The sequence below is a fragment of the Marinactinospora thermotolerans DSM 45154 genome (assembly GCF_900167435.1).
Lineage (GTDB): Bacteria > Actinomycetota > Actinomycetes > Streptosporangiales > Streptosporangiaceae > Marinactinospora > Marinactinospora thermotolerans.
In genome coordinates, this window is record NZ_FUWS01000001.1 from 608,049 (window position 1) to 625,331 (window position 17,283).

The following is a 17,283-nucleotide window of genomic DNA, read 5'->3' on the forward strand; positions in this document are numbered from 1 at the left end:
AGCCCCGCCCCTACCTGCGGTGACGAATCGCACCACGTCCCCGTCCGCCGCGCCGCCGACCGTCCCGGCCGGCCGGAGACGATCGGACCGGGAATGAAAATAAGCACATCCTAAGTTTGGAAAACCTAACCTCATTCCATTTTGAAAAGCCTTCCCTAAGCGAAGGAAATCACCTTTCCCCTCGTCGCTTTCAGCGCAATTTCAAACTATTATCGGAATATGACTTCCACGACGATCGGCTCCGAACGCGGACTTTCCAAGTTCCACCGCCTGCTGCTCGACCAGCTGCGCCACGAGTTCACCGCCTCCCAGCAGTACATCGCCCTGGCGACCTGGTTCGACGAACGCGACCTCCCCCAGTTGGCCAGGGTCTTCTACCGGCAGTCCCTGGAGGAACGCGACCACGCGATGATGATCGTGCGTTTCCTCATCGACAACGACGTTCCCGTGACCATTCCGGCGACCGGCGAAGTGCGCAACGAATTCGACACCGCCCGTGACCTCGTCGCGCTCGCGCTGCGCCAGGAGCGTGAGGTCACCGAGCAGTTCCACCTTCTGACCAAGGCCGCCCGCGACGAGAACGACTACACCGGTGAGCAGTTCCTGCACTGGTTCCTCAAGGAGCAGACCGAGGAGGTCGCCAAGATGTCGACGCTGCTCGCCGTGATCGACCGCAGCAACGGCAACCTCTTCGACGTCGAGACGTTCGTGGCGCGCGACATGCCGGACGAGACCGGCGGCGACGCCACCGCTCCCGGGACCGCGGGCCCCTCCCTGACCCTGTGACCGGCGTCCACCGCCACACCGGCCGGACGCAGGGCCCCTTCCGCGAGGCTTCCCGGAAGGGGCCTCCCTTTTTGGGCATACTTGTCCCGTGCTCCACCGGCTGCCGCTCTTCCCGCTCGGGTCGGTCCTGTTCCCCGGCCTGCCCCTGCCGCTGCACATCTTCGAACAGCGTTACCGGCGTCTGGTGAGCGACCTGCTCGACGCTCCCTCCGATACACCCCGGCACTTCGGAGTGGTCGGCATCGAACTCGGGCACGAGGTCGGCGAGAGGTCGGCCCAGCGGCTCTTCGAGGTCGGCTGCACCGCCGAGATCCGCACGTCCCGGCTGCGCGGAGACGGGCGTTACGACCTCGTCGTCGAGGGCGGCCGGCGGTTCCGGATCGACGAGCTGCTCCCTCCCGACGACTCCTTCCCCTACCTGCGGGCCTCCACCACCCCCCTGCCCGACGAGGACGGCCCCGGCGCGGGGGAACAGGTCGACGTGGTGGCCCGGCTGTTCGGCCGCTACTGCGAGCGGTTGACCGGGATCGGGATTCCGGCCGATCCCCCGGCGGACTTCCCGACCGCCCCGCTGCCGGTGTCCTACGCGGTGTCCGCGGCGATCATCGTGGACCCCGACGAGAAGCAGGGGCTGCTGGAGGCCGACCACGCCGCGGCCCGCCTGGAACGCGCCGCGGCGCTCCTGCGCCGCGAGAACCGGGTGCTGGCCTCGCTGCCCACCCTGCCGGCCGGGCAGTTCCTGCGCCAGGAGATCAACCTGAACTGACCGGACCGCGCGGCCGCGGCCCTCGCGGCGCTAGGGTTGGGACCGGCCGGACCTGCCGGCCGAGGCGACGGGACCGAGGGGATGGGGCGACGGTGAGCGGCAAGGGAACTCCGGCGACGGTCGCGGCGCAGCGCGCGAAGGCGGCCTTCACCCTGCACCCCTACACCGCTACGGGCAACGGCGGCTCCTACGGCGAGGAGGCCGCCGACGCGCTCGGGGTCGCCCACGAGCGGGTGTTCAAGACCCTGGTCGCCGACGTGGAGGGGACCCTCACCGTCGGCGTCGTCCCGGTCGCGACGTCACTGGACCTCAAAGCGCTCGCGGCCGCGGTGGGCGGAAAGCGCGCCACCATGGCCGACCCGCGCGCCGCCGAACGCGCGACGGGGTACGTGGTGGGCGGGATCAGCCCGTTGGGGCAGCGCAAACGGCTGCGCACCGTCATCGACTCCTCCGCGACGAGCCATCCGACCATCTTCGTCTCGGCCGGACGCCGGGGTCTGCAGATGGAACTGGCACCCGAGGAGCTGGTGCGGCTCACCGGCGCGGTGACCGCCCCGATCGGCGCCCGGGGCTGAGGACGGTTCAGGCGGGGCCTGTCTCCCGCGTCCCCTCCCCGGCCACCGCCGCCGTCCGGCCGTCCTGGTCCGGCGCCGCGTCCTGACCGTCCTCCCCGGGCGGGTCGAAACGGGGAACGTCCCCTCGCCAGAGGCTGACCGCGTCGAACAGGGCGTACTGGAGGACGGTGACGAAGGGCCACAGGAGCAGGGCGCTGTGTGCCCGCAGGTGCAGTCCCTCGCTGACGACGTCTCCCGGCCGGGCGGCCTCGATCGCGCGCTGGGCCGCGCCGGCGTCCAGGAGCGTCCCGACGCCCCACGCCGCGAGCGAACCGGTCAGCGCGCCCACCGCGAGTCCCAGCAGCATCGCCGAGCGCATGTCGACGCGCCGACGCACCGACAGGTGATGCTGGAGGAGGTAGCCCCCGTACCCGCACAGCAGGCCGGCCACCATCATCATCAGCGCGTAGTGCCCCTCGGCGGCGAACGCGGTCTCCGACAGGGGGAAGGGCGCGGTGGCACCGCCCTCGACGACCGTCACCCGGGGCCGCGGCGCGATCGCCCACCACAGCAGTCCCAGGAGCAGGCCCAGCACCGTCAGCAGCCCGAGCGCCGCGCCGCCGACGACGAGCCGTTGCCGCTTCACCGATCGCCCACCTCTCCCTCGCCGCCTCCGGCCGGGCGGTCCGCGCACCGAATCTATCCGCTGTTCCGGATCGGAAAAACGTGTGACGCCCGACGCGCCAATCACGACAATGGCCCCATGTTGGACATCGACCCGCGTACGTCCCCGCCTCCCGCCGCCGACGAGCGGACCATGCTCACCGCCTGGCTGGACTGGCATCGCACCACCGTCCGCTGGAAGTGCGCCGGGCTGGACCCGACGCTGGCGGCACACGCCCCCTGGCCCACCTCCCCCCTGATGACGATCGCCGGACTCCTCTCACACCTGCGGTGGATGGAGCACCACTGGTTCGAGGTCGTCATGCTGGGACTGCCCAACCGCTCCCCGTGCTCGGCCGAGGACCCCGACGCCGAATGGCGGCTGGGCGCCACGCTGCCCGTCGCCGCCCTGCTGGACGACTACGACGCCCAGTGCGCGCGCTCCCGGGAGATCACCGCCCGCCTGGAACTGGGCAACGCCGCGCGCCGGCGCGGCGCCCCCGGGCGTCCCCCCGTGACACTGCGCTGGGTGCTGACACACGTGCTGGAGGAGACCGCGCGCCACAACGGCCACCTGGACCTGTTGCGCGAATCCGGCGACGGGGCGACCGGCGTCTGAGCCCACCCCGCCGGGCGAGGAGGACGGGGCCGCGCGGCGTCCACGACGGCCCGCTCCCGGCCCCGCGGCACGTCGGCGGCGCCCCGGAGCAGGTCGGTGTCCAGGCGCCCGACGAAACGGCCCGCCTCCCCTGAGACGGGCCGTCTCACGGGAGGCGGGCTCCACGGGCCGGGCCGATCCCCTGGTGCCCGCCCTGGGCGCTTCCACGACATCGGCCGACATCACCGGGGCCGGGAGCCGCACGCCGGCCGGCCGTCTCCTCCCGCCGCCGGGAAGGCCCCGGGACCGGCGGGACGCTAGACGCCCCCCAGGCAGTTCGATCCCAGCAGCGCCTTCAGCTCGCCCATGAGTTCGGGCGAGGGCGCCACGCGCAGCTTGTCGTCGAGCGCGAACACCGTGGTGCGGGGACCGTTGTGGACCTGGAGATGGACCTGGGTCTGCCCCTGGTTGCGGGAGAGGATGTCCTTGAACTCCGCCACCACCTCGGGGACGACCCTGCTCAGCGGCAGGGACACCACGACCGGCTGGTCCTTACCGACCTTGGACAGGTCGGGCTGGATGACCTCCATCGCGATCAGCTTCGGGGTGTCCTCACGACGGTCGAGCCGCCCCTTGACGAACAGGATCGCGTCCTCGGCCAGCACCTGCGAGCACAGCTGGTAGGTGTTGGGGAAGATCATGCAGTCCACGGCACCGCCCAGGTCCTCGAGCTGCGCCATCGCCCAGGAGTTGCCCTGCTTGGTGACCTTGCGGGTGAGGCCCGACAGCAGACCGCCGACCGTGACGGTGGTCCCGTCCGGGCGTTCGGCGAGATCGGCGACCGAGCAGTCGGTGTTGGAGGCCAGCATCCCCTCCAGGCCCAGCAGCGGGTGGTCGGAGACGTAGAGCCCGAGCATCTCCCGCTCGAAGGTGAGCAACGTGGTCTTGTCCCACTCCCCTTCGGGGATGGCCGGCACCACCTGGATGCCCGACTCCGGCTCGGTGATGCCGCCGAACAGCGAGTCCTGCCCGGCCGCCTCGGCCCGCTTGTGACCGATGATCGCGTCGATCGCCTGTTCGTGCACCAGGACCAGGCCCTTGCGCGGATGCCCGAACTCGTCGAAGGCGCCCGCCTTGATCAGCGACTCCACGACCCGCTTGTTGCAGACCTGGGCCGGGACCTTGTCCAGGAAGTCGGCGAATCCCGAGAAACGCCCCTTCTCCGTACGCGCCTTGACGATCGCGTCGACCACGTTGCCGCCGACGTTGCGGATCGCCGAGAGGCCGAAACGGATCTCGTCGGTGCCGCGCGGGGTGAACGTCGAGTCGGACTCGTTGACGTCGGGCGGCAGCACCTTGATGCCCATACGGCGGCACTCGTTGAGGTAGAGCGCGCTCTTGTCCTTGTCGTCGCCCACCGAGGTGAGGACGGCCGCCATGTACTCGGCCGGGTAGTTGGCCTTGAGGTAGGCGGTCCAGTACGAGACCAGCCCGTAGGCGGCGCTGTGCGCCTTGTTGAAGGCGTAGTCGGAGAAGGGGACGAGGATGTCCCACAGGGTCTTGATCGCCTCGTCGGAGAAGCCGTTGGCCTTCATGCCCTCGCTGAACGGCTTGAACTCCTTGTCGAGGACCTCCTTCTTCTTCTTGCCCATCGCGCGACGGAGCAGGTCGGCCTGGCCCAGGGTGTAGCCGGCGACCGCCTGCGCGATCTGCATGACCTGCTCCTGGTAGACGATCAGGCCGTAGGTCGTGCCGAGGATGTCCTTGAGGGGTTCGGCGAGCTCCGGGTGGATCGGTGTGATCTCCTGGAGGCCGTTCTTGCGCAGCGCGTAGTTGATGTGGGAGTTCGCGCCCATCGGGCCGGGGCGGTACAGCGCGCCGACCGCGGAGATGTCCTCGAAGTGGTCGGGCTTCATCTGGCGCAACAGCGAACGCATCGGACCGCCGTCGAACTGGAAGACGCCGAGGGTGTCGCCCCGCTGGAGGAGTTCGAACGTCTTCTTGTCGTCGAGCCCCAGGGAGAGCAGGTCGATCTTCTCCCCCCGGTTGGCCTCGATGTTCTTGATGCAGTCGTCCATGATCGTGAGGTTGCGCAGGCCGAGGAAGTCCATCTTCATCAGCCCGAGCGTCTCGCACGTCGGGTAGTCGAACTGCGTGATGGTCACACCGTCGGCGGGACGGGTCATGACCGGGATGTGCTCGGTGATGGACTCGGAGCTCATGATGACGCCGGCGGCGTGGACACCTGTCTGGCGGATCAGCCCCTCCAGACCCTGGGCCAGGTCCATGACCTGCTTGACGTCGACGTCCTCCTCATAGAGCTTGCGCAGCTCACCGGCCTCGCTGTAGCGGGGGTGCTTCTCGTCGAAGATGCCGCTGAGGGGGATGTCCTTGCCCATGACGGCCGGGGGGAACGCCTTGGAGATGCGGTCGCCCAGCGCGAAGGGGAAGCCCAGGACGCGCGATGCGTCCTTGATGGCAGCCTTCGCCTTAATGGTTCCGAACGTGGCGATCATGGCGACCTTGTCCTCGCCGTACTTCTCCGTCACGTAACGGATGACGTCACCGCGCCGGCGCTCGTCGAAGTCGACGTCGATGTCGGGCGGGGACTCGCGCTCGGGGTTGAGGAACCGCTCGAAGATGAGGCTGTGCGGCAGCGGGTCGAGGTCGGTGATGCCCAGCGCGTAGGCCAGCAGCGCCCCCGCGGCCGATCCACGGCCCGGTCCCACCGCGATCCCGTTGGCCTTCGCCCAGTTGATGAAGTCGGCGACGACGAGGAAGTAGGAGGGGTAACGCTTCTGGATGATGACGTCGATCTCGTACTCGGCCTGCTTGATGTACTTCTCCGGCACACCGTCGGGGAAGCGCCGCTCCAGGCCCCGCAGCACCTCCTTGCGGAAGAAGCTCTCCTCCGTCTCCCCCTCCGGGATGGGGTACTTGGGCATCAGGTTGTAGTAGTCGAACATTCCGGAGGTGTCGATCATCTCCGCGATGACCAGGGTGTTGCGGCACCCCTCCTGCCAGGCGTCGGAGGAGTCGATCGCGCGCATCTCGTCCGCGCTCTTGAGGAAGTAACCGGATCCGGAGAAGCGGAACCGGTCGGTGTCGGCGAGCTTGGAACCGGTCTGGATGCACAGCAGCGCGTCGTGGGCGTCGCGCTCGCTCTCGTAGGTGTAGTGGGAGTCGTTGGTGACGACGGTGCGCAGCCCCAGCTTCTTGGCGATCTCCAGCAGCCCCGAGCGGACCCGGGTCTCGATGTCGAGACCGTGGTCCATCAACTCGACGAAGTAGTTCTCGCGCCCGAAGATCTCGCGGTACTCCCCCGCGACCTTCAACGCCTCGTCGAACTGCCCCAGGCGCAGACGGGTCTGGACCGCTCCCGAGGGGCAGCCGGTGGTCGCGATGAGCCCCGCGGAGTGCTCCGCGATCAGCTCCTTGTCCATACGCGGCCACTTGCGCACGTGGCCTTCCTTGGAGGCCCGCGAGTTCAACTTGAACAGGTTGTGCAGGCCCTCTTTGTTCTGCGCCCAGATGGTCTTGTGGTTGTAGAAACCACCACCGGAGACGTCGTCGTCCTTCTGCGAGGGGTCACCCCAGCGCACCCGCTCCTTGTGGAAGCGCGACTCGGGTGCGACGTATGCCTCGACCCCGATGATCGGGGTGACACCCGCGTTCTTGGCCTGCTTGTAGAAGTCGTAGGCGCCATGGACGTTGCCGTGGTCGGTCATGGCCACGGCCGGCATCTTCTCCCGCTGGGCCACTTCGAACAGCTGCTTCAACCGAGCCGCACCGTCGAGCATCGAGTACTCGGTATGGACGTGCAGGTGGACGAAGGAGTCGGCCATGGTGCTGTTTCCCCACATGCGGCTCGGTGGACTGGTGTGCCTCATGAGCCTATGACGGTCACGGGGGTCACGGATCCCGATCCGGCGCTCGCCGTCCCCGGCGACGGGCAAGAGCCCGTCGTCACCCGCGGCGCGGACAGCGGTGGGGTGTCGCCGAGATCACCGCCCGCGGGGAGGTGGATCGGCGCGCGGGTCGCAGTGTCGGCGTGTCGGGGCCGTGCCCGGCGGCACGGCCCCGGCCAGGGTCACCGAGGGGGGTCGATGGTGTGCCGTTCCTCCTCGGCGACCTCCAGTCCGCTCTCGATGACGCCGTTCATGATGCGGGCGAGGCGTTCGGCGCCGAGGCGCGGCGCCCGCCGGGCCATCGCCGCCACGACCGCGCGTTCACGCTCGGGGTCGCGTCCGGCGAACCCGCCGACGGGCTTGAGACGTTGCACGTCGGCGGCGAGCAGGGCGCGCCGCTCCAGCAGTTCGGCCAGTGTCGCGTCGACCTCGTCGATACGGGCGCGCAGTTCGGCGAGGGAAGGGCTGGTGGTCATCTGGGTCGTCTCCTCGATCCGGTGGACGCGGCCGGCGGGCCCGTCCGGGAGGGAGGGACGGCCGACCGCCACGAAAAGGAAAAGAGCGCGAGGTCGGTGACCTCCGCGCTCTTCGGCCGGCTCCGCTCCGCCGCCGTCACATGTCGGCGGCCGGCTGCTGCGGAGCCGGCTCGCTAAACAGGCGATAGCGGTGGAACATGCCGCTGATGATACCGGACCCGCCCGTGCCCCAGGTGCCTTCCGGGAACCGGGACGACTTCGGAGACGTCGGATGGGATGATCCCTCGTGTCCGCTTTCACGTGTCCGCACCGTGATTCCTCCCGAAGGGAAGAATAAGGAAACGACCGAATCCCCCCTCCCCCTCCCACAGAATCGAAATACACGCCCCTGAACGATTCGAGGAAAGAGGCTGCGGCGCAATGCCATCCCCTTCGCCCGGTTTCGACCTCTCTTGGCAGGTCCGGATCATGACCCCTGACGGTTACGTGGTGGGAGGCGGGATCCTGCTCCCCGGCGGCCACGTGGCGACCTGCGCCCATGTCGTGCGCGACGCGCTGTGCCTGGAGGACACGGACCTGCCACCGGCCCCGGCCGAGGTCGTCGTCGGCACCGAGGACGGACAGCGCCGCGCCGCCGGGCTCCTGGCCGAGCACTGGGACGACGCGCTCGACATCGCCGTGCTGACGCTGCGGGACGCGCATCCGGTCGGCGCGGCCGTCCAGTTGGGTCGTGTGGCCACGGGGCCCCGTCCGCGCAGGGTCCGCGTCCACGGCTATCCCCAGGGGGTCGAGGGCGGGTTGACGGCCCGCGCCGAGGTGGTGGGACGGGGCGGCACCCGTCTCGGACAGCTCCAGGTCGACATCGACCGCTCCCATCCCGTCCCGGTCGAGGGCGGTTTCAGCGGCTGCGGGGTGATCGACGATCTACAGGGCCGGGTGGTGGGCATCCTCACCAGCCGCGTCGAGGGGTTGATCCCCGAGGACGGGCGCACCGCCTTCATGATCCCGGTGGAACAGGTCCCGTTCCTGCTGGATCTCCTCACCGCGCAGGAGGAGGCCACCCTCGCCGTCCGCCGCTGGCTGTCCGGTCTGCGCTTCGGCGCGATCCGCAGCGCCTTCGACGAGGCGATGCACGGCCGCGCCGACCATCCGCGGGAGGACTTCGGCACCGCCCTGGATGCCTACGACTACCTCGCCGACCTGACCCCCGACGACGACGGCCTGCCACGCGACGCGATCTTCCTGGAGGAGGTGCGCGCGCGGGGCCTGTGGACCGGGGAGGGGCTGTCGGAGACCATCGACCGCCACCACCGCAACACCCTCGCCGAGGAGGAGTGGCGCGGGCTGATGCGACGCTCCCGGGCCCCCCGTCCCCCGGAACGGGCCGAGGCGCCCTGGCTCATCGTCTGCGCCGAACCGGTCGAAGGCGACCTCGACGGCCCCGAGCGCTACACCGTCACCTCCTGGACCGTCTCCGGGGGGCCGCGGCCCGGCTACAGCAGGGGGAGCGGCCGAACCGTCACCCGGGAGACGCTGGAGGAGACGGTGCTGGAGATGGTCGACGCCGCGAAGCGGCTGCCCGGGGCCGTCTCCCACGGCCTGAACCTCCAGTTCGTCCTCCCCTTCTCCCTGCTGGCGTGGCAGGTGACCAGGTGGGGGCGGCCGGCGCCGATCACCGGGATCGTCCAGCCCATCGGCGGCGCCCACGAGATCGTGCTGCGCTGCTGGGAACTCCTCTACAACGACCACCCGCAATGGCGGGACGTGCACGCCCAGTTACGCAAGCACCAGCACGCGCTTTCGGCCCGCAAGGAGGGCGACGTCTACTGGGTCTCGACCTCGACGACGAGCGAGACGGCCCGCAGGACGCTCAACACCCATCTGGCCGACGAGGAACTGGTCGCGTGCGTTCTGGGCGCAGATCCGCGCACCTCCGAAGGCTATGAACAGCTCGGCATCGCCCTGACCACCGGAATCCCGATCATCGTGTGGTTACGCGGAGACGCGGAGGGGACGGAACTTTTCCACCGCCATGTGCGACCGTTTCTCGGCGGCGACCGGGAACGCCTCTCACTGGCGAAAATCGAGGCCCTTCCGCACGCCTTGAAAAAGTTCCGCACGGGAAGTGAGATAGGATCCCGGCAGGAGGGAAGCGGCTATGATCCGCTCGAAGTCAGCATGGTTTACGAAATTTCGTCACAAATGCCCGATCCGCCCGATCTTGCTGATTTCCACCCGCACCACAGCAGGTGAAACCCCGTCCTAGGAAGGTCCGCCGATGGCGTCTGTCCCGTCATCCGAGCCGGGGCGAGCGCCCGGGAGCGACCACGGCGGCGAAGCGAGCCCGCAGATCCCCCGTTGGTGGATCTACCGCGGCACCGGGCGACCCCGCGACTACCTCGACCTCGCCTCCGAACTCCCCGCCCCGCCCCCGTGGCGGCGCTTCGACGGAGGCCCCCTCCAGCCCGCCCCGCCCGACGACCACTCCGAGATCACCCGGATGCTCGGCACGGCGACCCCGCGCTCCCGACCGCCGACCCCTCACGAGACCGAGGTCATCGACGCGGTCAACACCGCGCTCCTGCTCCGCCGGCCGCTCCTGGTCACCGGCGACCCCGGGGTCGGCAAGTCCAGTCTGGCCTACCGGGTGGCCCACGAGCTCAAACTCGGCCGGGTGCTGCGCTGGCCGGTCAACAGCCGCAGCACGCTGCGCTCGGGACTGTACGAATACGACCCCATCGCCCGCATCCACGACATCTCCGCCGACACCGCGGGAGGAGGGGGCGACCAGCAGCGCGCGGCCGATCGCCCCATCGGCGACTACCTGCGCCTGGGACCGTTGGGCACGGCCCTGCTCCCCCACCGGCTGCCCCGGGTCCTGCTCATCGACGAGTTCGACAAGGGCGACATCGACCTGGCCAACGACCTGCTCGACGTCTTGGAGAGCGGGCGTTACGCCATTCCCGAACTCGCCCGCCTCCGGTCCCGCCATCCCCGGATCACCGTGCCCACCGACGACCCCGACCGCGCGTTCACCGTGCACAACGGCGAGGTCCGCTGCTGCGCCTTCCCCTTCATCATCATCACCAGCAACGGCGAACGCCCCTTCCCACCCGCCTTCCTGCGCCGCTGTCTGCCCCTCCGGCTGCGCCGCCCCAGCGAGACCGAGCTCGCCGACATCGTCATGGCCCACTTCGGAGGCCGCCTGCGCAGCGACGACCACGAGCTGATCCGCCGCTTCATCGAACGCTCGGGAGAACTCGACGGGCTCTCCGTGGACCAGCTACTGAACTCCGTCTATCTCGCCAGTTCCGCCGGGCACCCCCCTGGCGCATCCTTGGACTCCGACGCCTGGGGCCGGGTACTCAGACTGGTCTGGCAACGCCTGACGGAAGCGGGCCACGGGTGACCGAACACGAGGGTCACGACCGGTTCGACGGGACGGAGGCGGAAAGCGCGCCGCCTCCCCCTTTGTCGTACCCACAGGCTTGCCCCGCCTCCGCGCCGCAGTGGTGGGAGGTCGCCGACGCCCTGTGGCTGGCCGCGGTGCGCGACGCGGCCGATCCCGCCTCCCCGACCCGGTCGCCGGACCCCGCGCCTTCGGACGCGCCCGCCGATCCACGGCCCCCGGCGCCCCGCCCCCGGCCGCTCGGGGACGAGGGCACCACCGGCGAGGATCCCGCCTCCGCTCCCCCGGAGCGGCCGGCCCCCGAGGCCGAGGAGACACGGCCCACACGGCCGGACCCCCCTCCCCCCGTCCCGCCCGCCTCCGGCCCCGCGGGCGCCTCGCCGGCCACGCCGGTGGAGTCCGTCCTGCGGCGCCCCCAGGCCCTGGTCCGGGCGTTGCGGGCGTTTCGCCGTCTCCGTCCCGGCGGGCAGCGACTCGACGAGTCCCGCACGGCCCAGCGCTACGCCGAGCTGGCCCTGGCCGCCCCCGAGACGGCCCGAGCCGGCCGCACACCGCTGCTTCCCGTCCTCTCCCCCGACGTGTTCCTCGCCGACGAGCTGACGCTCCTCGTCGACGACAGCCTGTCGATGATGCTGCATCGACCGCTCGTCCGGGAGTTCACCGACCTGGTACGCCAGGTACGGGTGTTCGGCGAGGTCCGACTCGTACGCTTCGACTCCGACAAGACCTTCTTCGGCGAGGTTCCGCTCAAGGGCGAGGGGGCCGCCGACCCCGCTCCGACGCTGCCGGCCCACGGCCCCGGCCGGCACGTCGTCCTGGTGCTCAGCGACGCACTGGGCTTCGGCTGGCACAGCGGGGCCGTGCAGTCGTGGCTGGCCCGCTGGGGACGCGACGCCTCCGTGGGCCTGGTGCAGGTGATGGAACGCCACCAGTGGCGACGCACCACGATGAGGCTGCACCGGGTCGCGCTGCGCGCCTCCGTCCCGGCCCGGGGCGCCTCCGTGCCCAACGCGCGCTACCGTGTCGCCCACCTCTCCACGCTGCCGATCGCGCCCGCCGCGCGCTCCGACGAGGCCGAGATCCGTGGTCTGGCCGTACCGGTGCTCGCGCTCGAACCCGAGGACATCGGCCGCTGGGCGCGCTTCCTCGCCGGGCGGGGCGATCCGGACGGCTTCCGGTGCAGCGCGCTGATCGTCGAGGACGCCGTGGAGGAGACCGCCGCGTGGGACGAGGAGGACGCCTTGGCCTCCCGGGAGGTGACACTCGCCGCGCGGGCGCGCCGGCGCGCCGCCCCCTTGAACGCCGACCAGCGGATCGAACGATTCCGGGCCGCGGCCTCCCCCACCGCGTTCCAGCTCGCGGTCTACCTCGCCGCGGTCCCGCTCAACCTGCCGATCATCCGCGGGGTGCAACGGCGTTTCGCCCCCGCCTCCCGCAGCACCGACCTCGCCGAGGTCCTGTGGTCGGACCTGGTCGACCGGATCGGTGACGACGACATCTCCCGGCCCGACCGTGTCGCCCTGGACTTCCACCCCGGTGTGCGCGAACGTCTGCTGGCCCTCGGCGGCCGCCGATCCCAGATCACCGAGCTGATCGGGTCGCTCGCCGAGGAGCATCGCGACTCCGTTCCCTGGCTGAGCCGGTTGACGCCGCTGCTTCGGCAGCCCGACGCCTGGCGGCCCCCCGAGGTCGACGCCGCCACGGAGCCGTTCGCCCGGGCCGTCATCCCCGCGCTCCAGGCGCTCTCGGGGTACGTCCGCAGGGCCGCCACCGACTGGGCGGAACGGATCGGCCCCTCCTCCCCCGCCCCCGTCGAGGGGAGAGGCGAGGAGGCGGCGTCCCCCTCCGCCGACGCCCCGGAACAACCGGCGGACGACCATGCGACCGCACAACGCGGCCCGATCCCCGACCCGCCCGTGAGCGCACCCGTCGGGACACCCGAGAACGGGCTGCCACCGACCATTCCCGAAGGAGACAGCGTGACAGACGTCCTGCGCAGCCTGACCGCGCAGCGGTCCGCCGACCGGGGTGCCTCCCCCACCATCTGGGGGCAGATCCCGCCTCGCAACCGCACCTTCGTGGGGCGCGAGCTCCTTCTCGAGGAACTGCGACGGCGGTTGCGCGAGGGGACCACCGCCCTGGTCCCCCAGACCCTCCAGGGTATGGGCGGGGTGGGCAAGACCCAGTTGGCGATGGAGTACGCGCACCGCAACCGGGCCGAGTACGACCTCGTCTGGTGGATCCCCTCGGAGACCTCCGCCCAGGTGCAGCAGGCCCTCATCGACCTCGCGGTGCGTCTGGGGGTCGGCTCCTCCAACGATCCCGCGGCCGCGGTACGCGCCGCGCTCGAGGCGCTGCGGCTGGGCGCGCCGATCGACAACTGGCTGCTGATCTACGACAACGCCGGCGATCCCGAGGAGCTTCAGGGGTTCCTGCCGACCGACGGCCCCGGCCAGCTCCTCATCACCTCGCGCTCGCCGCGGTGGCGGGCCGGGGACAACAGCCTGCTCGAGGTCGACACCTTCGAACGCGCCGAGAGCAAGGAGCTGCTGCACAAGCGCGGCCCCAAGACGCTCACCGACGACGAGGCCGACCGCATCGCCGAACGGCTGGGCGACCTCCCCCTGGCCGTCGAGCAGACCGCGGTGTGGCTGCTGGAGACCCTGATGCCGGCGACGGAGTGGTTGGAGGTCTTCGACGAGAAGGCCGACGAGCTGCTCGCCAACCTGGGCCCCAGCCCCGACTACCCGCGGTCGGTGGCGGCGACGATGAACATGACCCTGGACCGGCTCAGCGAGACCAACCCCGGAGCGCTGCAACTGCTGCGGGTGTGCGCGTTCCTCGCGCCGCAGCCCATCCCGCGCAAACTGTTCAACGGCGCCCGCAACGTCGACGCGCCGCCGGAACTGACCGAGATCCTCGCCGATCCCGCGATCAAGCTGAGCAGGGCGCTGCGCGCGATCGACCGTTACGCGCTGGTCAAGATGGACCACCGCAACGAGACCTTCCAGCTGCACCGGCTGGTGCAGGAGGCGCTGCGGATCCCGTTGAGCCCGCGCGAGCGCGAGGAGGTGCTGCACTGCGCGCACATGCTGCTGGCCAACCTCGACCCCGGAGACCCCTTCGCCATCCGCGAGTGGGGCCGCTACGTCGAACTGCTGCCGCACGTCCAGGCGACCCGGCAGTGGCGGTGCGACAGCGACTGGGCGCGCCAGCTCGTCCTGGGCGAGCTGCACTTCCTGTCCCTGTGGGGCGGCTACCAGGAGGGGCACGACCTCGGCTTGGAGGTGCTGGAGGAGTGGCGCCGGCGCCTGGGCGAGGATCACGTGCAGACGCTGCGTGCCGCCATGCGCTACGCCGAGATCCTGCGTGAGCTCGGCCGCTTCGAGGAGTCCTACGAGCTGTGCACGCGCACCGTCGAGACGCTGACCCGCACCAGCGGTCCCGACGACGAGGAGACTCTCGACGCCCACGCCATCCTGTCGTGGGACCTGCGTAATATCGGCGAGTTCCAGCGCGCGGTCGAGGTGAGCACCGACTCCCTGGAGCGGCACGAGCGGATCTTCGGCCGCGACGACCCCCTGACCCTGCGCGCGGCCCACCTGCACGCGGTCGGCCTGCGGCTGAACGGCCGTTTCGACGAGGCGATGCGGATCGACCGGTACAACTACGAGATCCGCGTCGAGATCCTGGGCCCCGAACACGCCCTGACCAACGGCAGCCGTTACGGCTACGGGATGAACCTCATGGAGTCCGGCCGCTACCGCGAGGCGGCGGTCGAACTGGAGGCCATCCACACGCTGAACAACCGGATCCGCGAACGGCAGAGCCCGTCGCGGCTGGTGACCATGCAGGCGGTGGGCACCGTCAAGCGACGGCTGGGGCTGCTGGAAGAGGCCCTGGAGCTGACGGAGGAGGCCTGGCAGCTCTCCCACCAGCGGCTGGGTCCCGCCTCCCCGGGAACGATGCGCGCGGCGGCCAACCACTCGGTGTCGTTGCGGGCGGCCGGCGCGCACGACGCCGCGCTGCGGCTATCGGAGGACTCCCTGAATCGCTTCCGCGACCTCTACGGCGAGCACCACCCGTTGTACGCGGACGTGGCGCTCAACCACGCGGTCGTGTTGCGGCTCCTCGGCCGGGCCGCCGAGGCGCGGCGGCTGGACGAGGAGGCGCTGGCCGTTCACGTCGACCGGCTCGGTGAGGACCACCCCAGCACGATCGCCAACGCGATCAACCTGGCCAGCGACCTGTTCGCGACGGGACAGGTCGCCGCGGCCCTGGAGATGGACACCACCACCCTCGACCGATGCCGGCGGGCGTTCCCCGAGAACCATCCGCTCACCCTCGCGGCTCTACGCAACCTGGTGCTGGACCGCCAGGCGATCGAGGGTTCCACGCTGTCCGAGGAGACCGATGATGTGATCCGGCGCTACGCGACGGTGTTCGGTCCCGACCACCCCAGCACGCTCTCGGCCGCCGAGAACGTGCGGGCCAACTGCGATCTGCACATCAACGACCTGTGAGCCGCGCCGCGGGGCGAGGGCGCCGTCCCCCGTCCCGCGGGGTCACCCGAGCCCTTTCCGCACTCCGGCGAGGAAAGCGCACCATTCCATGCACTGGAAGCCCAGGACGGCTTTCTCCGGGTTACGGGAATCGCGGAGCGCGACGCTGCCGTCCTGGTGACGAGCGGTTTCAACACAGCCGTTCGCATTGTTGCTGTGGCTCGACTTCCACCAGTGCAGGTCTGCCATCTCCCTGGTCAGGGAACCGCCGGCACGTGGCACCGTTCCGTCCTCGCCTCCACCAGGTCCCTCGCTGCGTGTTGGGTCAGGACTCATCCGATTCTCTCGAACTAAGCGCGACGGCGAGCCGCCGGGGGGTACGGAAACGGCACACGGAACTTCCCATGACGAATATGCTGACATACGGCCAGTGAGGTGGATATCCCCGGTCTCTACAAATCCATGTAGACCGATCCCGGACATTTTGCTTACGTCCTCCCGTTCCGGAGGACAGGATCGACGGACATCACCACGTCACGCCGGTGAAAGGCGGGAAGAATTGCCGGAGATCATTCGATTCGACAGTGCCCATGGCGGGTCGGTCCTCATCGAGACCGCTGGAGGACCCGCCAAGGTCCGCGATGTCAGCTCGCGGACCGCCTTCCGCACGGCCGAGGAGAAATTCGAGACGGTGCTGGGCAAAGTCCGCGCACTGTCCGACCTGGTCGCTCATGAATTGGGGGAACTGGCCTCCTCCCCCGACGAGGTATCGGTCGAATTGGGGGTCAACGTCACCGCCGGCGCCGACATCATGCTCGTCAAAGCCAATGCCGAAAGCACCATGAAGATCACGCTGACCTGGAGAAAAGGCGAAAAGGGCGCGGCCGGTCCACCCGAGGTCCCCGGCACGCCATGACGGCTCACCTCACCCCCGAAGGTCGCCGCGCGGCCCAGGTGCTGTGGGATTTCCACACCGCGCCGGACCGTGCCGGCGACGCCTCCGGCGCCGACATCCTCCTCGCCCTGGGCAGCCACGACCTGCGGGTGGCCGGGTACGCCGCCCGCGCCTGGGAGCGTGGGGTCGCCCCGCTCGTCGTCTTCTCGGGCGACCGGGGCCGTCACACATCCGGACAGACCGGTCCGGCCCGTTGGGAGCGGCCCGAGGCCGAGGAGTTCGCCGCGGTGGCCCGTCGTGAGACGGCGATCCCGGATTCGGCGATGCTGCTGGAGCGGCGGGCGACCAACACCGCCGAGAACTTCGCCTTCTCCCGGCTCCTGGTCGACGGGCACGGGATCGCGGTGCGCCGCGCCGTGGTCACCGCCAAGCCCTATATGGGGCAGCGGGCGCTGGCCACCGCGGCGGTGCACTGGCCGGGCGTGCACTGGTCCTTCCGCTGTTTCCCCGGCGGTCTCGCCGGCTACCACGACGACGACCGTTACCCCGAGGCCGAGGTGCTGCACTTCCTGGTCGGGGACCTCCAGCGCCTGGTGCTCTACGCCGAGCGGGGCTGGAGTGCCCCGGTGCCCGTTCCCGACCGGGTGCGCGAAGCCCACGACCTGCTTGTCCGGCTCGGTTTCACCCGGCACGCCGTCGTGGCCGGGCCCCTCCGGGGCTGAGGTT

Annotated in this window: 13 protein-coding genes; 9 read left to right on the forward strand and 4 right to left on the reverse strand. The window is 70.3% G+C overall.

Annotation, left to right across the window (positions count from 1 at the left end):
* The first annotated feature begins 219 nt into the window (after positions 1-219).
* The 3 genes from B5D66_RS02580 (at position 220) to ybaK (ending at position 2,127) form a co-directional block, all read left to right on the forward strand.
* Positions 220-786: a ferritin gene (locus B5D66_RS02580; protein ID WP_078759913.1), complete on the forward strand. Its 567-nt coding sequence runs from the start codon at positions 220-222 to the stop codon at positions 784-786.
* 88 nt (positions 787-874) lie between these two features.
* On the forward strand, positions 875-1,552 hold the full coding sequence (locus tag B5D66_RS02585) for an LON peptidase substrate-binding domain-containing protein (RefSeq protein WP_078759914.1): 678 nt from the start codon (positions 875-877) through the stop codon (positions 1,550-1,552).
* 92 nt (positions 1,553-1,644) lie between these two features.
* Positions 1,645-2,127, forward strand: a complete 483-nt coding sequence (gene ybaK / locus B5D66_RS02590; protein ID WP_078759915.1) for a Cys-tRNA(Pro) deacylase — start codon at positions 1,645-1,647, stop codon at positions 2,125-2,127.
* Between the two features lie 7 nt (positions 2,128-2,134).
* On the opposite strand, the gene B5D66_RS02595 is transcribed toward ybaK, so the two are convergent.
* The gene (locus B5D66_RS02595) at positions 2,135-2,752 is read right to left on the reverse strand and encodes a hypothetical protein (protein ID WP_078759916.1); all 618 of its coding nucleotides are present in this window, start codon (positions 2,750-2,752) and stop codon (positions 2,135-2,137) included.
* A gap of 117 nt (positions 2,753-2,869) precedes the next feature.
* Here B5D66_RS02595 and B5D66_RS02600 point away from each other — a divergent pair, with 117 nt between their 5' ends.
* The gene (locus tag B5D66_RS02600) at positions 2,870-3,388 is read left to right on the forward strand and encodes a DinB family protein (RefSeq protein WP_078759917.1); all 519 of its coding nucleotides are present in this window, start codon (positions 2,870-2,872) and stop codon (positions 3,386-3,388) included.
* A 296-nt stretch (positions 3,389-3,684) separates the two neighbouring features.
* On the opposite strand, the gene dnaE is transcribed toward B5D66_RS02600, so the two are convergent.
* Both dnaE and B5D66_RS02610 read right to left on the reverse strand, forming a co-directional pair.
* Complete coding sequence (dnaE, locus tag B5D66_RS02605) at positions 3,685-7,212, reverse strand: DNA polymerase III subunit alpha (protein ID WP_078759918.1); 3,528 nt, start codon at positions 7,210-7,212, stop codon at positions 3,685-3,687.
* Positions 7,213-7,457: 245 nt separating this feature from the next.
* A complete protein-coding gene (locus B5D66_RS02610) occupies positions 7,458-7,751 on the reverse strand; it encodes a chorismate mutase (protein ID WP_078760043.1) in 294 nt (97 codons plus the stop codon).
* 468 nt (positions 7,752-8,219) lie between these two features.
* Between B5D66_RS02610 and B5D66_RS02615 the strand changes: the two genes are divergently transcribed.
* The 3 genes from B5D66_RS02615 to fxsT all read left to right on the forward strand — a co-directional run bounded on the left by B5D66_RS02615 (position 8,220) and on the right by fxsT (position 15,683).
* On the forward strand, positions 8,220-10,004 hold the full coding sequence (locus B5D66_RS02615) for a VMAP-C domain-containing protein (protein ID WP_159457205.1): 1,785 nt from the start codon (positions 8,220-8,222) through the stop codon (positions 10,002-10,004).
* Positions 10,005-10,029: 25 nt separating this feature from the next.
* On the forward strand, positions 10,030-11,160 hold the full coding sequence (locus B5D66_RS02620) for an AAA family ATPase (protein WP_078759920.1): 1,131 nt from the start codon (positions 10,030-10,032) through the stop codon (positions 11,158-11,160).
* 62 nt (positions 11,161-11,222) lie between these two features.
* Positions 11,223-15,683, forward strand: coding sequence for an FxSxx-COOH system tetratricopeptide repeat protein (gene fxsT / locus B5D66_RS02625; protein ID WP_235000656.1), 4,461 nt, complete (start codon positions 11,223-11,225; stop codon positions 15,681-15,683).
* Positions 15,684-15,725: 42 nt separating this feature from the next.
* Here fxsT and B5D66_RS26425 read toward each other — a convergent pair whose 3' ends face one another.
* The gene (locus B5D66_RS26425) at positions 15,726-16,145 is read right to left on the reverse strand and encodes a DUF397 domain-containing protein (RefSeq protein ID WP_327307694.1); all 420 of its coding nucleotides are present in this window, start codon (positions 16,143-16,145) and stop codon (positions 15,726-15,728) included.
* Between the two features lie 76 nt (positions 16,146-16,221).
* Here B5D66_RS26425 and B5D66_RS02635 point away from each other — a divergent pair, with 76 nt between their 5' ends.
* Positions 16,222-16,578 (forward strand): CU044_2847 family protein, encoded by a 357-nt coding sequence (locus tag B5D66_RS02635; RefSeq protein WP_200813484.1) that lies wholly within the window; start codon positions 16,222-16,224, stop codon positions 16,576-16,578.
* Positions 16,575-17,279 (forward strand): YdcF family protein, encoded by a 705-nt coding sequence (locus B5D66_RS02640; RefSeq protein WP_078759923.1) that lies wholly within the window; start codon positions 16,575-16,577, stop codon positions 17,277-17,279. Before B5D66_RS02635 ends, B5D66_RS02640 begins: the two co-directional genes overlap by 4 nt.
* Positions 17,280-17,283: the final 4 nt, after the last annotated feature.

Bases quoted from the DNA above. Each gene is read 5' to 3' on its own strand.
- B5D66_RS02580 (WP_078759913.1), top strand. From the start codon at position 220: ATGACTTCCACGACGATCGGCTCCGAACGCGGACTTTCCAAGTTCCAC.
- B5D66_RS02600 (WP_078759917.1), top strand. From the start codon at position 2,870: ATGTTGGACATCGACCCGCGTACGTCCCCGCCTCCCGCCGCCGACGAG.
- dnaE (WP_078759918.1), bottom strand. From the start codon at position 7,212: ATGGCCGACTCCTTCGTCCACCTGCACGTCCATACCGAGTACTCGATG.
- B5D66_RS02610 (WP_078760043.1), bottom strand. From the start codon at position 7,751: ATGACCACCAGCCCTTCCCTCGCCGAACTGCGCGCCCGTATCGACGAG.
- B5D66_RS02615 (WP_159457205.1), top strand. From the start codon at position 8,220: ATGACCCCTGACGGTTACGTGGTGGGAGGCGGGATCCTGCTCCCCGGC.
- B5D66_RS02620 (WP_078759920.1), top strand. From the start codon at position 10,030: ATGGCGTCTGTCCCGTCATCCGAGCCGGGGCGAGCGCCCGGGAGCGAC.
- B5D66_RS26425 (WP_327307694.1), bottom strand. From the start codon at position 16,145: ATGTCCGGGATCGGTCTACATGGATTTGTAGAGACCGGGGATATCCAC.
- B5D66_RS02640 (WP_078759923.1), top strand. From the start codon at position 16,575: ATGACGGCTCACCTCACCCCCGAAGGTCGCCGCGCGGCCCAGGTGCTG.